Raw genomic sequence first — 19,556 nt, forward strand, 5'->3', positions numbered from 1 at the left:
TGACCCAACCCCTGAAAAGGGCGTTTATTTAACTCTGCAAATCTGGCACTTAGCTACTCTGCAACTATCTTAAACAATCAACGTCCTGCCACCCAGTTTTTTCCTGCCTTTTTCGAAAGTAAAATCTATGCGGCCTAAATTGATTCCGTAACAGCCCACTTGGTTTATCATAACTTCTTCGCCATCAAGGTTTTTTTCTATGTATGGTTTGGTTAAAAAAGTATGGGTATGGCCACCTATAATAAGGTCGATATTTTTTGTAGTTCGTGCCAGTACAATGTCCGATATTTTTTCGGGTTCGTTAGCATAAATAAAGCCAAGGTGCGAAAGGCATATAACAAGGTCGCATTTTTCGTTAACCTTAAGTATGCGGCTCATATCCTGGGCTATCTCTATAGGGTTACGGTACACCGTTTCTTTGTAAAGATTGGCATTAACCAGCCCGTTAAGTTCTACCCCAAGGCCAAAGATGCCTATTTTAAGTCCGTCTTTTACAAATATCTTATAAGGCTTTACAATGCCGTTTAGCACGGTATTCTTAAAATCGTAATTAGCCGAAACAAAGTCGAATTTAGCATGGGGCAACTGTTTATAAAAACCGTCTATGCCGTTATCAAAATCGTGGTTGCCCATGGTGCACAGGTCGTATTTCATCATGCTCATGATCTTAAATTCGAGCTCACCGCCATAATAATTAAAGTAAGGCGTACCCTGAAAAACGTCGCCGGCATCCAGCAACAATACATTAGGTTCTTCCTTGCGTATCTGCTCTATAAGTGTAGACCTGCGTGCTGCGCCACCCATATTAGGGTACTTAGGGTCGTCTAAAGCAAAAGGATCTATATGGCTGTGCACATCGTTAGTGTGCAGTATGGTAAGCTTTTTAGTTTCGGGTATGTCATCAAAGCTGCTTAACGATAATCCGCCAAGAACAAGGGCGCTGCCTGCTGCCGTTTTTTGTATAAAATCTCTCCTTTTCATTATTTGTCTTGTATAATGCGCTGTGTTTTAATAACAGGAATAGTATCTGTCTCTTTAAAATAATCTATAAACAGGTTACGCAGTTTGTAATCAAGGTCGTAGCTTTTTACGCCTTTCTTAAAAAAGTCCATGCTGTCGCCGCCATTAGCCAGATAGTCAGACGTTGCTACGTTATAAATCTTGCCGGCTTCTACAGGTTTTCCCTGTACTGCAAGGGCAATAACTGTGCCCTCTTTACTTAAATGAATTTCCATTCCGGCAAGCGGGTGAGGCTTCTTTTCTTTGGCAATATAATTTGCTATCTCTACCATCTGCTCGCCTTTAAGGGCAATAACAATCAGTGAATTTTCAAAAGGCATGATCTCAAAAGCAGTACGTGCCGTAACATTGCCTTTAGCAATAATAGAGCGTATGCCACCGTGGTTAAGCAGGCAAACATCAATGTGGCGGTGTTCGCGGGCCATAAATACCTTATCGGCTTTTTCAAGGGTAACATCTGCCATCAGGTTGCCTATGGTGGTTTGCCATCCGCCTATGCTTTTACTTTTGTCAAGCGTTTCGGGGCTATAGGCAAGCACGCTGTCAAGGTCACGGTCTATATGTTCCCGGTATGGTTTTACAAAAGAGTCTATGCTTTGTGTAGTGGCATAATCAGAGGTTATGGGTATTTTTTTTCCTTCAATAGATGTGTTTCTTAATATTTCCGGGCCACAGGCAGTAAAACCCCCGGTTATTGTTAAGAATAAAACAAACCGCAAAAGAGATGTGTTATACTTTTTAGATAATATCATTGTGATTGACCTTTATTTCGATATTTTTGCATTCGGCAATAAAAGTACTATGTTTTTGAAGTTTATTAAAGATTTCAGCCTGAAAAAGATTATTAAGAATAGTTTACCAAATTATAAACCTACTGCTTCTCCCGATAAAGTTAAGACCGTAGGATTACTAATAGATGAAACCTATTTTACTAACAAAGAGGCTCTTATAGAAGAATTAACCGTAAACGGAATTAACCGTAACGCTATAGAAACGCTTAGTTTTGTAGAGCGTATTAAAAAAGGGCAGGCTCCGGATTGCTGCCATTATACCCGAAAAGACATATCTGTAACCGGAAATTTTGAAAAAGCCGATGTAGCTGCTTTTATGAACAAACCGTTTGATATGCTTATAAGCTATTATGATGTAGAGAAACCACCGCTTGTACTGGCAACCATAAAAAGTAAGGCCAAATTTAAAGTGGGCTTTGCGGGGACCGATAAGCGTCTGGACAATTTTATGATAGCATCTCAGGCAGAGAAATATAAAGAATTTGTTGCAGAGCTTTTTAAATATCTAAAAATACTAAACAAAATATAAACCCATGCAGTCATTAACAGGTACTGGCGTTGCGCTGATTACCCCTTTTAAAAAAGATTTTTCGGTAGATACGGATGCGCTTATAAAAATTGTAAACTACCAGATAGAGGGTGGTATAGATTACCTTGTGGTATTGGGTACCACAGCCGAAGCCGCTACACTTAGTAAGGACGAAAAGGAACTGGTTATAGATACCGTTATCAGTGCTAATAATGGCCGCCTGCCTTTAGTACTGGGCGTGGGCAGTAACAATACTAAAGAAGTTACCGACGAACTTACTACACGCGACCTGTCGGCATTTGCAGCTATATTATCGGTTTCTCCTTATTATAATAAGCCTACACAGGAAGGTATTTACCAGCATTTTAAAGCAATAGCACAGGCTTCGCCGCTACCTATAATTGTTTATAATGTACCGGGAAGAACATCGAGCAACATGCTGCCGCAAACGGTGATTCGCCTGGCGAACGATTTTAAAAACATTGTAGCTATTAAAGAAGCTGCCGGAGATATTGTTCAGGCAATGAAGCTGATACAAAAAAAGCCCGAAGGTTTTCTTGTAATAAGCGGCGATGATATGATTACACTGCCTATGGTACTTGCCGGTGGGGCAGGGGTAATAAGTGTTATTGCACAGGGCTTTACAGAGTTTGCCCAAATGGTTCGCCTGGGCCTTGACGGTAAAGTGAACGAAGCGTATAAACTGCACTACAAATATGCCGACGCTATAGACCTTATTTTTGAGCAGGGCAACCCCGCAGGCATCAAGCATATATTTAAAGAACTTGGCCTAAGTGAGGATACCGTAAGGCTTCCGCTGGTTAACGTTGATGAAGATTTAGCAGGTAGGATAGGGAATTTTGTAAAGAAAATTTAAGCTCCTTAAGATTAAACTTTTACTAATAAGATATTTCCATATCTTGTAACTATAATTAAAAGCTATGGAAATATCCTATACAGATTTCTCTGGGAAAAAATTAGAAATAGATCAATTGCCGGATATTGAGGACTATATAAAAGTTTTTAAGGAAAATAACCGACTGCAAAAAAAGGAATTTTATATTGATAATTTATTTATCAACGAATTTTATTTTATTGAGTATGGTAAGTCCCATAGGGAATTACTTTCTTTAAATTTGATTTCAATTAAAATATGTGAAATTGAATATTTGACTTCTAATTACACTAAAAATCATAATCATTCTTATTATAATTCAACATTGAATAGTAAGAGTATTTCCATTTACATAAACAATAAATCTATATTTTATCAGGAAATTTGTATCGAAGATAATTCGGCTATTTATAATAAAACAAAAAAATATTATGAGAGTGATGGTAGGTATGAATTTATTTTTCAATATAACCATACAGGACATCTTGCGTGGGTAATTGTTTCAAATGATTCATTAACATTTTATGAACAATATAGACCATCCGATTTAGACCTGATCCCTAACTTCGAGTGGTGGGAAAAATACTCATCGTATTATTTAAATGCCGAGCCGGCGGTGCCAGTAGATATAGTAACATGATGTGTAAATTTGTAAGTCGATATTATTTGTAATAGAAAAGTTACGAAAAATGGCTAAATTTGTAGTAAACAACTTTAAAATTATACATCATGTTACCAGATATAATGGCGGCTGCGCTAAACGAACAGATAAAAGTAGAAGCAGAATCATCTCAGATATATCTTGCAATGGCTTCATGGGCCGAGGTTAAAGGATTTGAAGGTATTGCTGCATTTATGTTTAAGCAAAGCGACGAAGAAAGGCTGCACATGCTTAAGCTTTTAAAATATGTAAACCAGCGCGGTGGCTATGCTGTGGTATCTGCTTTAGACGAGCCAAGGCTGGACTATTCATCGTTCAGCGTGCTTTTTCGCCAGTTATACGAGCATGAGGTTAAGGTATCTGCAAGCATAAATAACCTGGTAGATATAGCTTTGACTCATAAAGATTATGCTACGCACAATTTCCTGCAATGGTATGTAAGCGAGCAGATAGAGGAAGAGGCACAGGCTAAAGTTATATTAGATAAAATAGACCTTATAGGCGATAGTAAAGGCGGATTATACATGTTTGATAACGACATGAAAAATTTTACGTCGCAAGGCCATAATATTGTACAATAAATCGTGCAAAAAACAGTTTAAGAGAAGGTGCCCGCAAAGGCATCTTTTTTTATGAATTTATACTTCAAAAAAAGATTTTGTATTCTGTAATTATTAACTAAATTTGCAGTTGCTTAAAAACTGCAGCTGTACAACAGCACAACCTATATATATGGCAAGATTTTTTTATATACTCCTTTTTGCATGCGTGCTTACTTCGTGCAGTGAATTTCAAAAAGCCCTTAAATCTGAAGATATTAAGGTGAAATATGATGTTGCCGAGAAACTTTATGAAAAAGGCAAGTATGCCAAGTCTATTCGCCTTTTTGAGCAAATAGCGCCGTCTTACCGTGGTAAGCCACAGGCAGAAAAGTTATTTTACATGTATGCACAGGCGTTGTACAAAACAAAACAATATTATACTGCCGGTTACCAGTTTGAAAGTTTTACTGCCGGCTACCCACGCAGTGAAAAGATAGAAGAGGCATCATTGCTTGGTGCAAAAAGTTACTACTATTTATCGCCACGTTATTCTTTAGACCAGGTTGATACGTATAAGGCGCTTGATAAATTACAGCAGTTTATAGACAGGTTTCCTAACTCGCAGTTAATGCCGGAAGCTAACCAGCTTGTAAAAGAACTGAACGAAAAGCTTGAAACCAAGGCTTTTGAAATTGCCAAACAATACCATGCCACAGCAGAATATTTTGGCGATTATAATGCAGCGCTAAAAACACTGGATAACTTCTTGATAGATTTTCCGGGTACGCCGCTTAAGGAAGATGCATTGTTTTTAAAATACGATTCGTCTTACCAACTGGCTATTAACAGTGTGCCAAGTAAAATGTTAGACCGTCTTGAGGCTGCAAAAGTTAACTATGCTGCCCTTGTAAAGTTTAAAGCCGATACAAAATACAAAGAGCAGGCAGATACAATGCTTGCAAGAATTGATACTGAATTACAAAAATTTTCTAAATAAAACGTCCTATGGATTTAAAGAAAGCAACTGCTCCCGTAAACACTATTACCTACAACAAGGTTACAATAGAAGAGCCTACAGGTAACATATACGAGGCAATTACAATTATGGCTAAGAGGGCTAACCAGATAAATACCGAAATTAAAAAGGAACTTATCGAAAAGCTTGAAGAGTTTGCTACGTACAATGACAGCCTTGAGGAAATTTTTGAGAACAAGGAACAAATAGAGGTTTCTAAATTTTACGAAAAACTACCTAAGCCACATGCACTTGCAGTACAGGAATGGTTAGATGGTAAAGTTTCTTACAGGGATCCTAACAAACAATAATTACTGATGTCTGTTTTAAGCGGTAAAAAAATACTACTTGGTATATCCGGTGGTATTGCCGCATACAAAACAGCGTCGTTAGTAAGGTTATTTATAAAAGCAGGCGCACATGTAAAAGTAGTCATGACGCCTGCTTCTAAAGATTTTATTACCCCGCTCACACTATCTACATTATCTAAAAACCCTGTGCATTCTTCTTTTTATCATGAAGGAGATGAAAATGCTGTTTGGAACAACCATGTAGAGCTTGGCCTTTGGGCCGACCTTTTTATTATTGCCCCGGCCACGGCCAATACCTTATCTAAAATGGTATCAGGCAATAGTGATAACCTTCTTATTGCTACATATCTTTCGGCTAAATGCCCTGTGTATATTGCCCCGGCAATGGATCTTGATATGTACATTCACCCCTCTACAAAACATAGTTTTGCCCAGTTGCTATCGTTTGGCAATATAATTATCCCTGCCGAAAGCGGCGAACTTGCCAGTGGGCTTTCCGGTGAAGGCCGTATGGCAGAGCCCGAAAATATTATTACCTTTATAGAGCATGACATTGAAGGCAAACTACCGCTGCTTGGAAAAAAAATACTTGTTACCGCCGGCCCCACCTACGAACCTATAGATCCTGTGCGTTTTATAGGGAATCATTCATCGGGTAAAATGGGCTATGATATAGCGCTTGCTGCCGCTATTGAGGGTGCAGATGTAGTGCTTATAAGCGGGCCAACGCACTTAAAGGTTAAGCATGAACGTATAAAAGTAGTGCATGTTACATCCTCTCAGGATATGTATACTGCCTGCCATGAATATTTTGATGCTGTTGATGTTGCCGTTGCTGCCGCTGCCGTTGCAGATTACAGGCCAAAAGATGTTGCACCACAGAAAATAAAAAAGAGCGAAAGCACGTTAGTATTAGAATTGGAGAAAACAAAAGATATACTGGCATCTTTGGGCGAAATAAAAAAGGATCAGTTTTTGATAGGGTTTGCACTCGAAACTGAGAATGAAATTGAGAATGCGAAGGCTAAGATCAGGAAAAAAAACTTAGATTTGATCGTACTAAACTCGCTTAACGATGAGGGTGCAGGTTTTGGTAAAGCCACAAATAAGGTTACCTTTATAGACAGTGATTTTAATGAAGAGCCTATGGAACTTAAAACGAAAGAAGAGGTTGCACAGGATATTATAAATAAGATAAAAAACCGTTACAATGTATAAATATATAGCTGCAGTGCTAATATTGTTTACGCTTACTGCAAATGCACAGGAACTTAATTGTACCGTAAAAGTAAACTTTGACCGTATTACAGATGTTAACCCGCAAATATTTAAAACGCTCGAAAAGTCGTTATCTGATTTTGTAAACAATACACGTTTTACACAGCGCAATATGAGCAGGGGAGAACGTATAGACTGTTCGTTACTATTTAATGTATCTGCGTTTAATGATAATAACTTTACCGCTACGCTACAGGTTTTATCGTCAAGGCCTGTATTTAATTCGGGTTATGTATCGCCTATATTCAATTACAATGATAAAGATGTTACTTTTAGGTATATAGATGGGGAAAACCTTATTTATAACCCTACTACTTTTGATTCTAACCTGGTATCTGTAGTTGCTTTTTATGCTAACATGATCATTGGCCTCGATGCAGATACTTTTAAAAAAGAAGGCGGTACACCGTATTATGAAGCTGCACAAGGCATAGCCAGTGTAGCGCAGGGTGGTGGCAAAGGCTGGAGCCCGCAGGATGGTAACCAGAGCAGGTATTACTTAGCTAACGATATTTTATCTAATACTTTTACCCCCTTTAGGACAGCGCTATATGAGTATCATTTAGGCGCGCTCGATCTTATGGCAGATAACCAGAAAGGTGCTAAGGAAAAAGCTATAGGAGCCATTAAAACGCTTGGAGAGTTGTATAAGGTGCGCCCTAATGCTTTTTTAACCCGCGTATTTTTTGATGCAAAATCTGATGAAATTGTGAGTATGTTTTCCAGCGGGCCCCTTGTTCAGGTAACAGATCTTGTAAGTACCTTAAACAAAATATCGCCACTTAACGGTTCTAAATGGAGTAATATAAAATAATAGTACTGCTTTAATAAAAAACAAAAGTGGCTGCCCTTTTTATGGTCAGCCGCTTTTGTTTTTTAACCTGTTGTTAATTTAATTATCTACTTTACCCATAAGATAATAATCTAATCCTGTAGTGTTTTCGGGACTGTATAACTCTGCAGGGGCAGCACCATTCTCAAATACTGCGTTGTACAGCCTTATTTCATAATCAGTGCGGCTGCTGTCTTCGCTATCCGGAGTGGGGATTATCTTTACCGTACCGGATATTGCCCTCCACAGTTGTGTTTGTACCGTACCGGATGGCAGCCCGCTGCAAATATTATTACGGGTAACAGCGGTATTAAATTTCCTGAAATATAAATTATTGTTATCCTCCTCTGGTAAAAGATCATCGTTAAGGTTAATGTCTTCAAGGGCGGCAGTACCACTAAGGTAAGCAGGATTTTCAAGATACAACTCTAAAGATTGAACACTATTGGTTTTATAAGCCAGTGTAGTACTGCAGGTAGCAACAATATCTTCCGGAAAATCAAAACTATAATTCAGGATTTCGGTAAATGCGCGTAAACTGTTAGCTGTAATTGTTACTTCCTGCTCGCCATTACTAAAGGTAGCACTCTCTATCGTTATCTGTCGTTGATATCCTGTCAGCTTCCCATCGGTTCCCCTTACTTCGGTAGTAATTATAAGCAGTGTGCCATTGCCCGGCCATTCTTCAACAAGGTTTGGCGTGCCAGAACTTCCGCAGAAGGTGGCAGTATTTGGTGTATTGCTATACGTCCTGTAGTACATCCTGTTTGTACCGCTGCCTATAGCTACACGAGTAGCCTGCGGAATGCCATTTACAATGGGGCTTGGTACGTTTAAAAGTAAGTTAGTGTCCAGCTTAAAAAGTAATACCTCTGTACCGTTAATTAGGTATATAGTACCCCGGTTGTCTGTACAAAAAGCGGGTATATTATTTTCGCTAAAATTAAATGTTTTAAAAGTCATATCGCCATCATCGCAGCCGGTAAAGAGTACCAGTGCCGTAAGCGCTAAAAAGATCTTCTTCATAAAGGAGTAATTTTCAACAAAAATAACGTTTTTAATTGTTTGCAAAAAGCTTTTACCGCCGGCAGGCCAAAAATAGTGTTGCAAAGTATTTTTTAGGTAATTTTGCACCAATGAAAAAAGCATATCTCGATAACGCCTCTACAACAGCATTACGCCCCGAAGTACTATCAGAAATTACGCAGGTAATGGCCGCCGTATATGGCAACCCGTCATCTACACACAGCTTTGGACGTAGTGCCAGGGTAGTGCTCGAAACGGCGCGTAAAACTATTGCATCCCTTATTAACGCAGAAGCACGCGAAATTATTTTTACATCCGGTGGTACAGAGGCAAATAATTTAATATTGCATAGTGCTGTTAAAGATCTGGGCATTCGCCGTATCATCAGCAGCAGTACAGAGCATCACTCTGTATTAAATACTTTACCCCAACTGGTAACGCAGTTTGGCATTCGTGCCGACTATGTAAACCTGTTGCCCGGCGGCAGCCCCAACCTTAAGCACCTTGAAGCTTTGTTGCAGGAAGATATACCTACGCTGGTAAGCCTTATACATGTTAATAATGAGACAGGTACGGTGTTAAACCTGCAGCAGGCCGGTATGCTTTGCAGGCAATATAAAGCGTTGTTTCATACCGATACGGTACAATCTATAGGTAAAACAGAATTTGATTTGCAAAACCTCCCTATAGATTTTTTGGTATCGAGCGCACATAAATATCATGGTCCCAAGGGTATAGGTTTTTTATACATCAATAAAAAAATTGGGCTTAAGCCCATGATCTATGGTGGTGAGCAGGAAAAAGGCCTGCGTGGCGGTACCGAAGCTATACACCAAATTGCCGGTATGGCAAAAGCCTTAGAAATATCGTATGCTAATTTAGATGCTGAAAGGCAACATATTACATCGGTTAAAAATTATTTGCATAAACAGCTTGATGTACATTTTCCCGGATTTAAAATAAACGGGCAAAGCAATGATGAGCAATTATTTTATAATATTACCAATGTATTGTTACCCTTGCCGGATGACAAAACCGCGATGATACTATTTCACCTTGATATGCAGGGTGTAGCAGTTTCGAGGGGTAGTGCATGCCAGTCGGGATCGGTAAAGCCATCGCACGTACTTAAAGAGATCTTATCAAATGAAGATGTTAAGAAACCGTCATTACGAATTTCATTTAGCCATTATAATACTAATGATGATGTTGATTTACTAATTGAGGCTCTAAAGAAAATGGTGTAATATTAAGTTTATTCGAAATAGGGATCCATTAAACTGCTGGCTGTATAGCGATTTTTGTTAAAAAACTGGGCGGGGTTTACAGAGGCATCAATAGAATTACTGAAAATTTCAGGATCATTGTTTTTTCCCGATTTTGTTTTAAGTACAGCCCTGATTTTTGTTTTAAAATAGCCCTCATACTTAGGGATTGTAAATTCCCAATAACTGTTTACCGGCAATGTTACTGTATGATAACTATTGCCACACCAACTGTTTGGTGTATATTCTATATTTTTCCAGATACCGTTAGCATCCATTGCCTGTAGTGTAACATACAACCGGCTGTCCTCGGCACTAAAAGTAATATCTGCGCCCGTAGTATTGGTAATATAAAGGTTGTAGCCAGCATAGATATCTCTAAAAATTTTGGGTTGAGTTGTATCTATGCTAACAGAAAGTGTATTAGGTGTGAAATTTTTATCGGGAGTAATTGTTTTAGGATAATTTCGAGACCTTCCCCAGCCATTATATTTCTCTTCAGTTTCATTAGAGTAAGCATAAAAATAACCCCTGTTCATGTAATCAATATTTAAGGTATGCGGCCCAGATGCAGCGGCATCTTTTTGCTGCCATATCATACTGCCTTTAGTATTGAAATAAGTAAGCTTATTGTTTACAGTAGTTTGCAATAGTCCATTTACAAAACCCTCACTGTCATAATGTTGAAGTATGGGTTTTAAAATTTCATTGCCTTTTAAAGATATAACGCCATACACATCTTCATCGTTAATATATTTTTCGTAAAAAAAGTAATCGCCAATTATAACCCCATCGCTTGCATCTGCAAGGGGCTCTATAATATACTTACCGTTAATATCTATTACACCTATACTATAGTCATTCTCTACAACCGCATAACCATTGGTAAATCCGCCTTTAGGTACATTACTAAAAGACGTTTCAGTAACTTTTTTAAAGTTGGTATCAATCAGCATATATTTGTTTTTAATAAGGATAAAAGCACGATTGTTGCTAAAATTAGTCGCTTCCGTCACTGTAGTGTCATTAAAGACTACCTTGCCTTTAGTGTTAATATAACTTGTAAAATAATCATACTCACCCTCTTTTTTTCTAAAACTCAGTGGGGCAAATCCATTACTAAAATGTGTATCCCCATCTATAAACATCCTGTCATAATTATGTGTAAAGAGCTCGATACCCTTTGTGTCTATGGCACTTAAATAACTGCTGCCACCGTCTCCATTCTTTTTTACAGCAATGGCAATGCCGTTATAATAATCGTTTATATCATCGTATTTTCCTGTTGGTACAATATGATCTCCCTTTAAATTTATAACATACGGAATGCCTTTTGTGGTATATGCTGTCGAAACGCCATTGCTGAAAGGACCTGCATTTGTGTTTTTTAGTTCTGAAAGGCTTTTTTTATGTTTAAGATCGTATATAACATTAATAGAATCAGGCGTATATAACATCCCTGTTTCATTATTTATATAGTAAAATCCTCTAAACTCCCTATTAATTATATTCTCTCCTTTTTTATTAATGAATTTATTTTCCCCGTTTAAAACAACGTAGGTATACTCACAATTATTAAAAAAAGGCTCTGCCAGATCATATATGGGAGGCAATATAAAAACACCTTCACTATTTATAAATCCATACAAAGCATCTTTTCTTACAGCTGCCATGCCACTCTTAAAATCGCTTCCACTATTATATACCGGCGCTATAATTACATTACCATCAGCATTCATGTAACCCACTTTATTATTTTCTATAATCCTGAAAAGAGGTTTTTTTTGTGCAGTAGCAATTAATGTTGTTAAGAGCACGATAAAAATTAAAAGTAGTTTCATAACCGCTAAGGCTGTGTTAAGTTATCTTATAAATGTAAATATAATTTTAGATTTTTTAAAAATTTTATTTTTCCTAAATATGGTATTTCGTCAGATAATTTTTGCATTAATCGGGGTTAAAATTTTGTTTAAATTTCTTTATGCTTTTCTATATATTTAAATTTACTTGTAAAGTGGTATACATGGCGTTTTTGGCCATTTAAGCCTAAAATTGTTTAAACCTGACCAAAGCATGTTCGAAGCTGTCTTTTTGATGTCTGCAAATGTCGAAAAACAAGGTTTTGAACAACGCTACTTTAGTTAATAGCGGCTGCTAAATTATTATATACAGATTATTGATGTCCTGATTGTGCAAATTTTTTTTGTATGAGATTTGCTGTTCGAAAATATTTTTTGCAAAAAGTAATCTATCAAATTTTTTGTGGCAAGCAAATTGATGCTATGCTAACGATAACGATTTTAAAAAATAAGTTTATGAAAAAAATTATTTTATCGTGCATTGCTATCGTAGCATGTTTTGGATTTGCAACGGCACAGGATAAAGGCAATGTAGAATTTGGTTTTAACGGCGGTCTTAACGGCTCTTTTATTGCCGACTCAAGATGGAGCAGTGATTATCGCACAGGCTTTAACGCAGGCGCATCTGCCGATTTCTATTTCTCGAAAGACTGGAGCCTGAAAGTCAAGGCTATATACGACAGGAAGGGTTGGAATAATGATGTTATTGAGGGAGACAGAGGCGTGCTCTACAAAACAAATTATAACCTTGATTATATAACGGTTCCCGTTATGGCAAATTTTCACTTTGGTAATTCAGGAAACTGGTATGTAAATTTTGGGCCATACGTTGGTTTTTTGTTAAATGCTGAAGATACCCGCTTTAAAACTGATGTTAAATCTGATTTTAATACTACCGATTTTGGTTTAGCAGCGGGACTTGGGGTAAAAATACCGGTTTCTAACTACGCTAAAATCTTTTTAGATTACGACCTGCAAAGTGGCTTTACCGATATTTTTAAAGACGATATTAATTATGGAAATAGCACCGTGAATTTTAGGAATTCGTTTAATGTAGGTATAAATTTTATGCTTTAATATATTTAACTACTGCTTGTTACAAGCAGTAGTTGCTATTTTTTCTTTTTCTTTTTGCCCCAGTTCTTTTTCATTTTAGAATATGATTTTTTAGATACTGTACTCTTTTTTTTAGGCCGTGATTTACCTTTGCGTTTGCGGGCATTTATATTATTTACCAGCGAATTCTTTACACCAAGTTTGTTTTTTTTGGCACTGCCTTTTTTTGCTTTTTTCTTTAGTTTACTCATTGTATCGATAATTTGGTAACATTAAAGTTACCGCAAATTATTTCAATGCCAATTAGTTATAACAATACTATAAGAGTTGTTTAGCAACTGTATATTCCAGATTATTTAGTTTTTGCCGTATTTGTTTAAAAAGCCCGATGGCGTTTCTCCTGTCTTATTTTTAAACAGCCGCGAAAAATAGGCATAATCATCATAGCCCAGGCTTTCTGCAATTTGGCTAAGGCTGTCGCGCTGCAATATCATTTCTTTTTTTGCTTCCAGCAGTATGCGGTCCAGGATAACATCAGTAGCAGTTTTATGGGTCACAGCCTGTGTAATGCGGTTGAGGTGTTTTGGTGTCATGGCCATAAGCGAGGCATAAACAGCCGGCGATTTTTCTGTCTTAAAGTGCTGTTCTATAAGTGTTTCAAATTTCCTGAACTTACCGTAATAAGGGTTCTCTGTAGCTACAGTAACCTGATTTTGGCTTGTATAAATACGGGTACTCTGTATGTATATCAGGCTTATAAAATTGGCAAGCGCCTGTGATTTGAGAGTGTTAACAGTATGATTTTCTGAGTAAACAGATTCAAATAGCAGCGTCATTTTACTTATTTCATCACTATTTAAATTAATGCACGGTGCGTTATGCATACTGTAGTAAAACGGAAATTGCCCCAGTGTACTTTGTGTATATTGAAGCTCATAAAAAGATCGGGTATGAAAAAATATAAAGCCTTTAGTATCAGCAGATAATTCCCAATGATGGGTTTGCCCGGGATTCAGGAAAAATAATGCTCCGGGGTTAACGTTATAAGCCGTAAAATCTACTTCATGAGTGCCGCTGCCATGTGTAAAAAGTATGGCAAGATAAAAGTTATGAGAGTGGGGCAGGGCAATATCCTTATGCCTGGTTATAAGATGATCTTCTAAAGTATTAGCATAAAAATCCTCAGCGCTATCGTGGTCATGAAACTGTTGAATATCTAAAACGCTGACTTTCTTCATGTTAAAAATTTATTAGTGGATTATAAGTCATAATATGTCCTAAATGTACAAAATATTGCGAACATAGTATATGGTAGTAAACCTTTATGTATCTTACCTTTGAATAAAAAATACCATGTCACAATTCATAGATATATTAGAAGAAAAATGTCCTAAATGTGGAGTAGGTAAAGTGTTTGCAACGAAAGGAAATCCGTTACTGTTTCGTATGCCGCACATGAATGCCAACTGCCCTAACTGCAACCATAAATTCGAGAAAGAAACAGGCTACTTTTTTGGTTCTATGTATGTTAGCTACGGCCTTACCGTTGCCGAAATGATAGCTGCTTTTATAGTAGCGCACTTTTTTATAAAAAGTTATGCAGGTATGATGTCGCTTATAGCGGGCCTTGCAGTATTGCTAAGCACTTTTAACTTCAGGCTGTCGCGCATGATCTGGATATACATGCTCGACGGTAAGAACAGAACGGTTTAACGTGCTGAAAATTAATCAAAATAGGCTGTAAAATCATTATCGATAACTTTGTTATACACGAGTTCTATCTGGCTTTTAAGTATACGGTCTTCACTTAGTTCAGGCAGGTTATCAATGTTATGCCACGCAGCATCCAGCACATCAAAACCTTTGGTAATAGTGGTAGATGTTGCCTCGCAGTAAATAACCATTTTATATACATAAAAAGGCTGTGGCGGATGCGGATGCATGCGTTTATCAAATACGGCAAGCAGGGCTAAAGGGTTAACGTCAAGGCCGGTTTCTTCGTGTATCTCCTTAACTGCAACCTCTTTAGGCGATTGCCCCACATCTGCCCAGCCGCCGGGTAAAGACCATTTGCCATCGGCACTTTCGCGTGCAAGGAGCACCTGCTTTTTATTTGCAGATAGCACCAGTGCCCTTACATCGGTCTTAACGGTAGGGTAGTCGGTCACAAGGGCAAACATTTCCTTAAGTACTTCAGTATTATTACCGCTTACCTGGCTCATAAGCTCAAGGCTTACTTGATGCAATTCGGTATAGCGCTCACGGTCATAGTCATTAATACTGTACAAAAGGCCGGTATCGGCAATGGCTTTCAGCTTTTTTATCTGGTCTAAAATAGAGTGCATGTATAAGGTGTATTGGTTTTGTAAATATACTAAAATCAGTAAATCCTATCGGGGTTATGCTTTATTTGATAGCGTTAAAACAGCATAAATCTTATAAAACTACTTTAAAATTCTGTCTACCATTCTGTTAAAAAGTTTTAGAATGCTATCTTAGCTTCTTAAACCCGCTATCATGAAAAAATACCTGCTACCCGTATTGTGTGTCCTTGCTTTCTCGGCTTGTAAAAAAGACGAAAAAAAAGATTATAAACTGTCGTTTACCACTACTACGGTCGATACACTTTTAACAGATGATATCAGTATTCGCGCACTAATTATAGATGGAGATAAGGCTTGGTATGCAGGTAGTAAAGGCAAATTTGGATGGGTATCTTTAAGCGGCGATAAAAATTTTAACGGTGTGGTTGCTAAAGATACTTTACTACCGGAGTTCAGGGCCATAGCCCAAACAAGTACCGATGTTTTTATACTTAATGTGGCTTCTCCGGCATTGCTGCATAAAATTTCTAAAGATGGTAAACGCAACAAAGAGGTTTATACAGAAAGTGGCGAAAAGGTATTTTACGACTGTATGCGATTTTATAATGATAAGGAAGGTATTGCCATGGGCGACCCTGCTAACGGTTGCCTTGCTGTAATAACTACTAAAGATGGCGGCGAAACATGGACAAAACAAACCTGCGGCACCATGCCTAAAACGGCAGAAGGCGAAGCTGCATTTGCAGCCAGTAATACTAACATTGTTATTAAGGGAGATAAAACCTGGATAGCATCGGGAGGTAAAAAATCAAGAGTGTTTTATTCGGCAGATAAAGGTAAAACGTGGGAAGTATTTGATACTCCAATTGCTCAGGGAACCGAGATGTCGGGTATTTTTTCTATTGATTTTTACGACGAAAATATTGGCTTTGCAGTGGGCGGCAATTATGAGCAGCTTACTAAAAACAGCGGCAACAAAATACTTACTACAGACGGCGGCAAAACATGGAAACCGGTAGGGGAGAATACAGGTTTTGGCTATGCAAGCTGCGTACAGTTTGTGCCGGGCGGGCATGGAGATGAACTTGTTACAGCAGGGCCGTCGGGTATATATTATTCGTATGACCGTGGCGCTACATGGAAAAAAATCGTAGACAGCAAAGCTTTCAACACTGTCCAGTTTGCTGATGCTAAAACCATTATTGCTGCCGGACAAAAGGAAATTATTAGGATAAAACTTAAATAGATTTACGTATATTGGTTTAATGTTATTGAGTTATGAGTGAGCGAATATGAGTGAAGCTAAGGCCTTAAACTTCGTTGCGTTTAGCAAATTATAAGTTGAGGCGTCAGAAATCATTTGCTGTCAGAGCGCAGCGAGTTCAAATGATTTAGCCGAAGCTTATAATTTGTAGCATAAGAAGTTAGAGCCTTGTCCCGATAGCTATCGGGATTGCTTCTTTTGTTTCAAGACAAAAGAATGAGGTAATTTCATTACATAATTGTTCCATTTTACTGCAAAAAGCCTTTGGTGCTAAGATAGCCGCGTTATTAGAGGGGTTTTTATCTTTAATATTGCGCGATATTTTAAAAGCCAAAATCATGAAAAAATTTAGAAACAGCATATTTTATATTGCTGTACTGGCCGTTTTTTCGGTGCTCATTTACCTTGCGCTTAAAAACGGTAAAACCCTCGAAGCCGGCCGAGTAATAGAAGATAAAACAACGGGCAATGGGCAATGGCTGGATTTTATAGATTCTCTCCATCACAACCTTACGCATCCGCTGGCATTGCTGTTAGTGCAAATCATCACCATTATATTTGTAGCCCGCGTTTTTGGCTGGATATGTAAAAAAATGGGGCAGCCATCGGTTATTGGCGAAATGATAGCCGGTATTGTATTAGGCCCCTCATTAGTAGGTACTTATTTCCCGGAATATTCAGGATTGCTTTTCCCGGCAGCATCTTTGGGCAACCTGCAGTTTCTTAGCCAGATAGGCCTTATCTTGTTCATGTATGTGGTAGGTATGGAGCTCGACCTGGGTGTGCTGAAAAATAAGGCTAAAGATGCTGTGATTATCAGTCACGCAAGTATAATAATACCCTTTACACTTGGTTTAGGTTTAGCCTATTACATTTACGAGCAATTTGCCCCCGCAGGAGTAGCATTCTCGTCGTTTGGGTTGTTTATGGGTATCGCTATGAGTATCACGGCATTCCCGGTACTGGCGCGTATCGTTCAGGAGCGTGGGCTGCACCGCACCCGCATTGGCGCACTGGTTATTACATGCGCCGCCGCCGATGATATTACTGCATGGTGCATACTTGCTGCCGTAATAGCCATTGTAAAAGCAGGGTCGTTTGTAAGTTCGCTATACATTATAGGGCTTTCTGTAGCATACGTATTCCTTATGCTTTGGGTGGTAAAACCATTCCTTAAACGCATTGGCGATTTATTTAGCCACAAAGAAACCATTACGAAACCGGTAGTGGCTATCTTCTTTTTAACGCTGCTTATATCATCGTACACTACAGAAATTATAGGTATACACGCATTGTTTGGCGCATTCATGGCAGGTGCTATAATGCCTGAGAATATGCGTTTCAGGAGCATATTTATAGAAAAGGTAGAAGACGTATCTCAGGTTATGCTGCTGCCACTGTTCTTTGTATTTACGGGGCTTAAAACTAATATAGGATTGCTGGATGACCCCTACATGTGGAAAATATGCGGACTGATTATATTAGTAGCGGTAGTGGGTAAATTTTTAGGAAGTGCGATCACGGCAAAGTTTGTAGGCCAAAACTGGCGCGACAGCCTTACCATTGGTGCGCTAATGAATACCCGCGGGTTAATGGAGCTTATTGTACTTAACATAGGCCTTGAGCTTAAAGTGCTGTCTACAGAGATATTTTCTATGATGGTTATCATGGCACTTGCCACAACCTTTATGACGGGGCCTGCGCTCGACCTCATAGGCTATATATTTAACCGTAAGAAAAACTACATCCCGGCAGAGATACGGCAGGCAAGCCAGTTTAAAATACTCGTATCGTTTGATAGTCCCGATGGTGGTAAGACACTACTTCGTTTAGCCAATGCCTTTGTAGGTAAGCTAAAGGCTAATGCTATGGTTACCGCCATGCACATATCGCCAAGCAGTGAGATACATACATTTAATTTACAGGAATATGAAGATGAGAGTTTTCGCCCGATCCTGGCAGAAGCCGAAAATCTGGGCCAGAATGTAACTACTTTATTTAAAGCTAGTACAGATATGGATAGCGATATTGCTACCGTTGCTAATAAAGGCGAGTTCGATTTAGTGCTTATAGATATAGGGCAGTCTATTTTTGAAGGTACATTACTTGGTAAAATATTAGGCTTTACAACGCGTATCATCAACCCGGAAAGTTTACTTAATACCTTTACGGGTAAGGAGAAACTGTTTGAAAATTCACCTTTTGATGAGCGTACACAGCAAATACTTTCTAAAACACATTCGCCTGTAGGTATATTGGTAGATAAGGAATTTAAGGGTACCGACCGTGTTTTCCTGACCGTTTTTGATGCAGACGATGCCTTCCTTATAGATTTTGCCCAAAAGCTGATAAGCAATGCTGGCTCTCAGGTTACTGTGCTGGATGCCGATGGTTCTATAAAGAACAATCCACAAATAAAAGAGGCAATACGCAGTATAGAGCAAACGGTACCTAACCATATACAGCTGCTTAACCAAAAGATACTGGAAAAAGAGTTTTTGCAAAGCCAGGACCTTATGATAATAAGCGTAGACAGCTGGAAAAAACTGGTAGAATCGCGCAGTACATGGCTTAACAACACACCATCGTTACTGATATTAAAGAAATAATTTTTGTACAGATTTAAATTGAGTTAGTCAAAACAGGATTGTCCACCACGGCAATCCTGTTTTATTTTTAAGAGTACTGCATATCGGCGATGTCATTGTTTTAACATACCCCTTTAAAAGCCTACAAAACCAATTGCCATCATTGGTTTTTAAGGTAACGCTGTATAACAGATAGAATACAAATTGTCATTGTTAAACCGGTAAAACTATCTCAAAATCAAATTACATGCGATGCTGGCAATAATTGTAAAGTATTCGGGTTAAAATATAAAGCACGCC

Annotated in this window: 20 protein-coding genes; 13 read left to right on the forward strand and 7 right to left on the reverse strand. The window is 38.2% G+C overall.

Going from position 1 to position 19,556, the window contains the following annotated elements; translation table 11 throughout:
* Positions 1-69 precede the first annotated feature (69 nt).
* Positions 70-981, reverse strand: coding sequence for a bifunctional metallophosphatase/5'-nucleotidase (locus F565_RS0117090; RefSeq protein WP_020214464.1), 912 nt, complete (start codon positions 979-981; stop codon positions 70-72).
* Complete coding sequence (locus F565_RS0117095) at positions 981-1,772, reverse strand: 5'-nucleotidase C-terminal domain-containing protein (protein ID WP_020214465.1); 792 nt, start codon at positions 1,770-1,772, stop codon at positions 981-983. The genes F565_RS0117090 and F565_RS0117095 overlap by 1 nt, the downstream gene beginning before the upstream one ends.
* A 49-nt stretch (positions 1,773-1,821) precedes the next feature.
* Here F565_RS0117095 and F565_RS0117100 point away from each other — a divergent pair, with 49 nt between their 5' ends.
* From F565_RS0117100 to porD, 8 genes are all read left to right on the forward strand, one after another.
* Positions 1,822-2,340 carry a DUF6913 domain-containing protein gene (locus F565_RS0117100; protein ID WP_026300134.1) on the forward strand — a complete coding sequence of 173 codons (519 nt, stop codon included), beginning with the start codon at positions 1,822-1,824 and terminating at the stop codon, positions 2,338-2,340.
* Positions 2,341-2,344: 4 nt separating this feature from the next.
* A complete protein-coding gene (gene dapA, locus F565_RS0117105) occupies positions 2,345-3,217 on the forward strand; it encodes a 4-hydroxy-tetrahydrodipicolinate synthase (protein ID WP_020214467.1) in 873 nt (290 codons plus the stop codon).
* 64 nt (positions 3,218-3,281) lie between these two features.
* A complete protein-coding gene (locus F565_RS0117110) occupies positions 3,282-3,875 on the forward strand; it encodes a hypothetical protein (RefSeq protein ID WP_020214468.1) in 594 nt (197 codons plus the stop codon).
* An 89-nt stretch (positions 3,876-3,964) separates the two neighbouring features.
* The gene (locus tag F565_RS0117115) at positions 3,965-4,477 is read left to right on the forward strand and encodes a ferritin (protein WP_020214469.1); all 513 of its coding nucleotides are present in this window, start codon (positions 3,965-3,967) and stop codon (positions 4,475-4,477) included.
* A gap of 151 nt (positions 4,478-4,628) precedes the next feature.
* Positions 4,629-5,435, forward strand: coding sequence for an outer membrane protein assembly factor BamD (locus tag F565_RS0117120; RefSeq protein WP_026300135.1), 807 nt, complete (start codon positions 4,629-4,631; stop codon positions 5,433-5,435).
* An 8-nt stretch (positions 5,436-5,443) separates the two neighbouring features.
* Complete coding sequence (locus F565_RS0117125) at positions 5,444-5,764, forward strand: DNA-directed RNA polymerase subunit omega (RefSeq protein WP_020214471.1); 321 nt, start codon at positions 5,444-5,446, stop codon at positions 5,762-5,764.
* 6 nt (positions 5,765-5,770) lie between these two features.
* Positions 5,771-6,982 (forward strand): bifunctional phosphopantothenoylcysteine decarboxylase/phosphopantothenate--cysteine ligase CoaBC, encoded by a 1,212-nt coding sequence (gene coaBC / locus F565_RS0117130; protein WP_020214472.1) that lies wholly within the window; start codon positions 5,771-5,773, stop codon positions 6,980-6,982.
* Complete coding sequence (gene porD, locus F565_RS0117135; RefSeq protein WP_020214473.1) at positions 6,975-7,856, forward strand: type IX secretion system protein PorD; 882 nt, start codon at positions 6,975-6,977, stop codon at positions 7,854-7,856. Before coaBC ends, porD begins: the two co-directional genes overlap by 8 nt.
* A gap of 78 nt (positions 7,857-7,934) precedes the next feature.
* Here porD and F565_RS0117140 read toward each other — a convergent pair whose 3' ends face one another.
* Positions 7,935-8,900: a membrane lipoprotein lipid attachment site-containing protein gene (locus tag F565_RS0117140; RefSeq protein ID WP_154652652.1), complete on the reverse strand. Its 966-nt coding sequence runs from the start codon at positions 8,898-8,900 to the stop codon at positions 7,935-7,937.
* A gap of 110 nt (positions 8,901-9,010) precedes the next feature.
* On the opposite strand from F565_RS0117140, the gene F565_RS0117145 reads away from it, so the two are divergent.
* Positions 9,011-10,147 (forward strand): cysteine desulfurase family protein, encoded by a 1,137-nt coding sequence (locus F565_RS0117145; RefSeq protein ID WP_020214475.1) that lies wholly within the window; start codon positions 9,011-9,013, stop codon positions 10,145-10,147.
* Positions 10,148-10,155: 8 nt separating this feature from the next.
* Here F565_RS0117145 and F565_RS0117150 read toward each other — a convergent pair whose 3' ends face one another.
* Complete coding sequence (locus F565_RS0117150; protein WP_020214476.1) at positions 10,156-12,006, reverse strand: WG repeat-containing protein; 1,851 nt, start codon at positions 12,004-12,006, stop codon at positions 10,156-10,158.
* Between the two features lie 474 nt (positions 12,007-12,480).
* On the opposite strand from F565_RS0117150, the gene F565_RS0117155 reads away from it, so the two are divergent.
* Positions 12,481-13,101, forward strand: a complete 621-nt coding sequence (locus F565_RS0117155; protein WP_020214477.1) for a porin family protein — start codon at positions 12,481-12,483, stop codon at positions 13,099-13,101.
* A gap of 35 nt (positions 13,102-13,136) precedes the next feature.
* Here F565_RS0117155 and F565_RS0117160 read toward each other — a convergent pair whose 3' ends face one another.
* Positions 13,137-13,331: a hypothetical protein gene (locus tag F565_RS0117160; protein WP_020214478.1), complete on the reverse strand. Its 195-nt coding sequence runs from the start codon at positions 13,329-13,331 to the stop codon at positions 13,137-13,139.
* A gap of 105 nt (positions 13,332-13,436) precedes the next feature.
* A complete protein-coding gene (locus tag F565_RS0117165; RefSeq protein ID WP_020214479.1) occupies positions 13,437-14,318 on the reverse strand; it encodes a helix-turn-helix domain-containing protein in 882 nt (293 codons plus the stop codon).
* 115 nt (positions 14,319-14,433) lie between these two features.
* On the opposite strand from F565_RS0117165, the gene F565_RS0117170 reads away from it, so the two are divergent.
* Complete coding sequence (locus F565_RS0117170) at positions 14,434-14,793, forward strand: hypothetical protein (RefSeq protein ID WP_026300136.1); 360 nt, start codon at positions 14,434-14,436, stop codon at positions 14,791-14,793.
* 11 nt (positions 14,794-14,804) lie between these two features.
* Here F565_RS0117170 and F565_RS0117175 read toward each other — a convergent pair whose 3' ends face one another.
* Entirely contained in the window at positions 14,805-15,425 is a 621-nt protein-coding gene (locus F565_RS0117175; RefSeq protein WP_020214481.1) for an NUDIX hydrolase, read from the reverse strand.
* A 172-nt stretch (positions 15,426-15,597) separates the two neighbouring features.
* Here F565_RS0117175 and F565_RS0117180 point away from each other — a divergent pair, with 172 nt between their 5' ends.
* The gene (locus tag F565_RS0117180) at positions 15,598-16,650 is read left to right on the forward strand and encodes a WD40/YVTN/BNR-like repeat-containing protein (RefSeq protein WP_020214482.1); all 1,053 of its coding nucleotides are present in this window, start codon (positions 15,598-15,600) and stop codon (positions 16,648-16,650) included.
* Positions 16,651-17,006: 356 nt separating this feature from the next.
* Positions 17,007-19,277 carry a cation:proton antiporter gene (locus F565_RS0117190; protein ID WP_020214484.1) on the forward strand — a complete coding sequence of 757 codons (2,271 nt, stop codon included), beginning with the start codon at positions 17,007-17,009 and terminating at the stop codon, positions 19,275-19,277.
* The last annotated feature ends 279 nt before the right edge of the window (positions 19,278-19,556 follow it).

Source organism: Flavobacterium rivuli WB 3.3-2 = DSM 21788, assembly GCF_000378485.1.
GTDB lineage: Bacteria > Bacteroidota > Bacteroidia > Flavobacteriales > Flavobacteriaceae > Flavobacterium > Flavobacterium rivuli.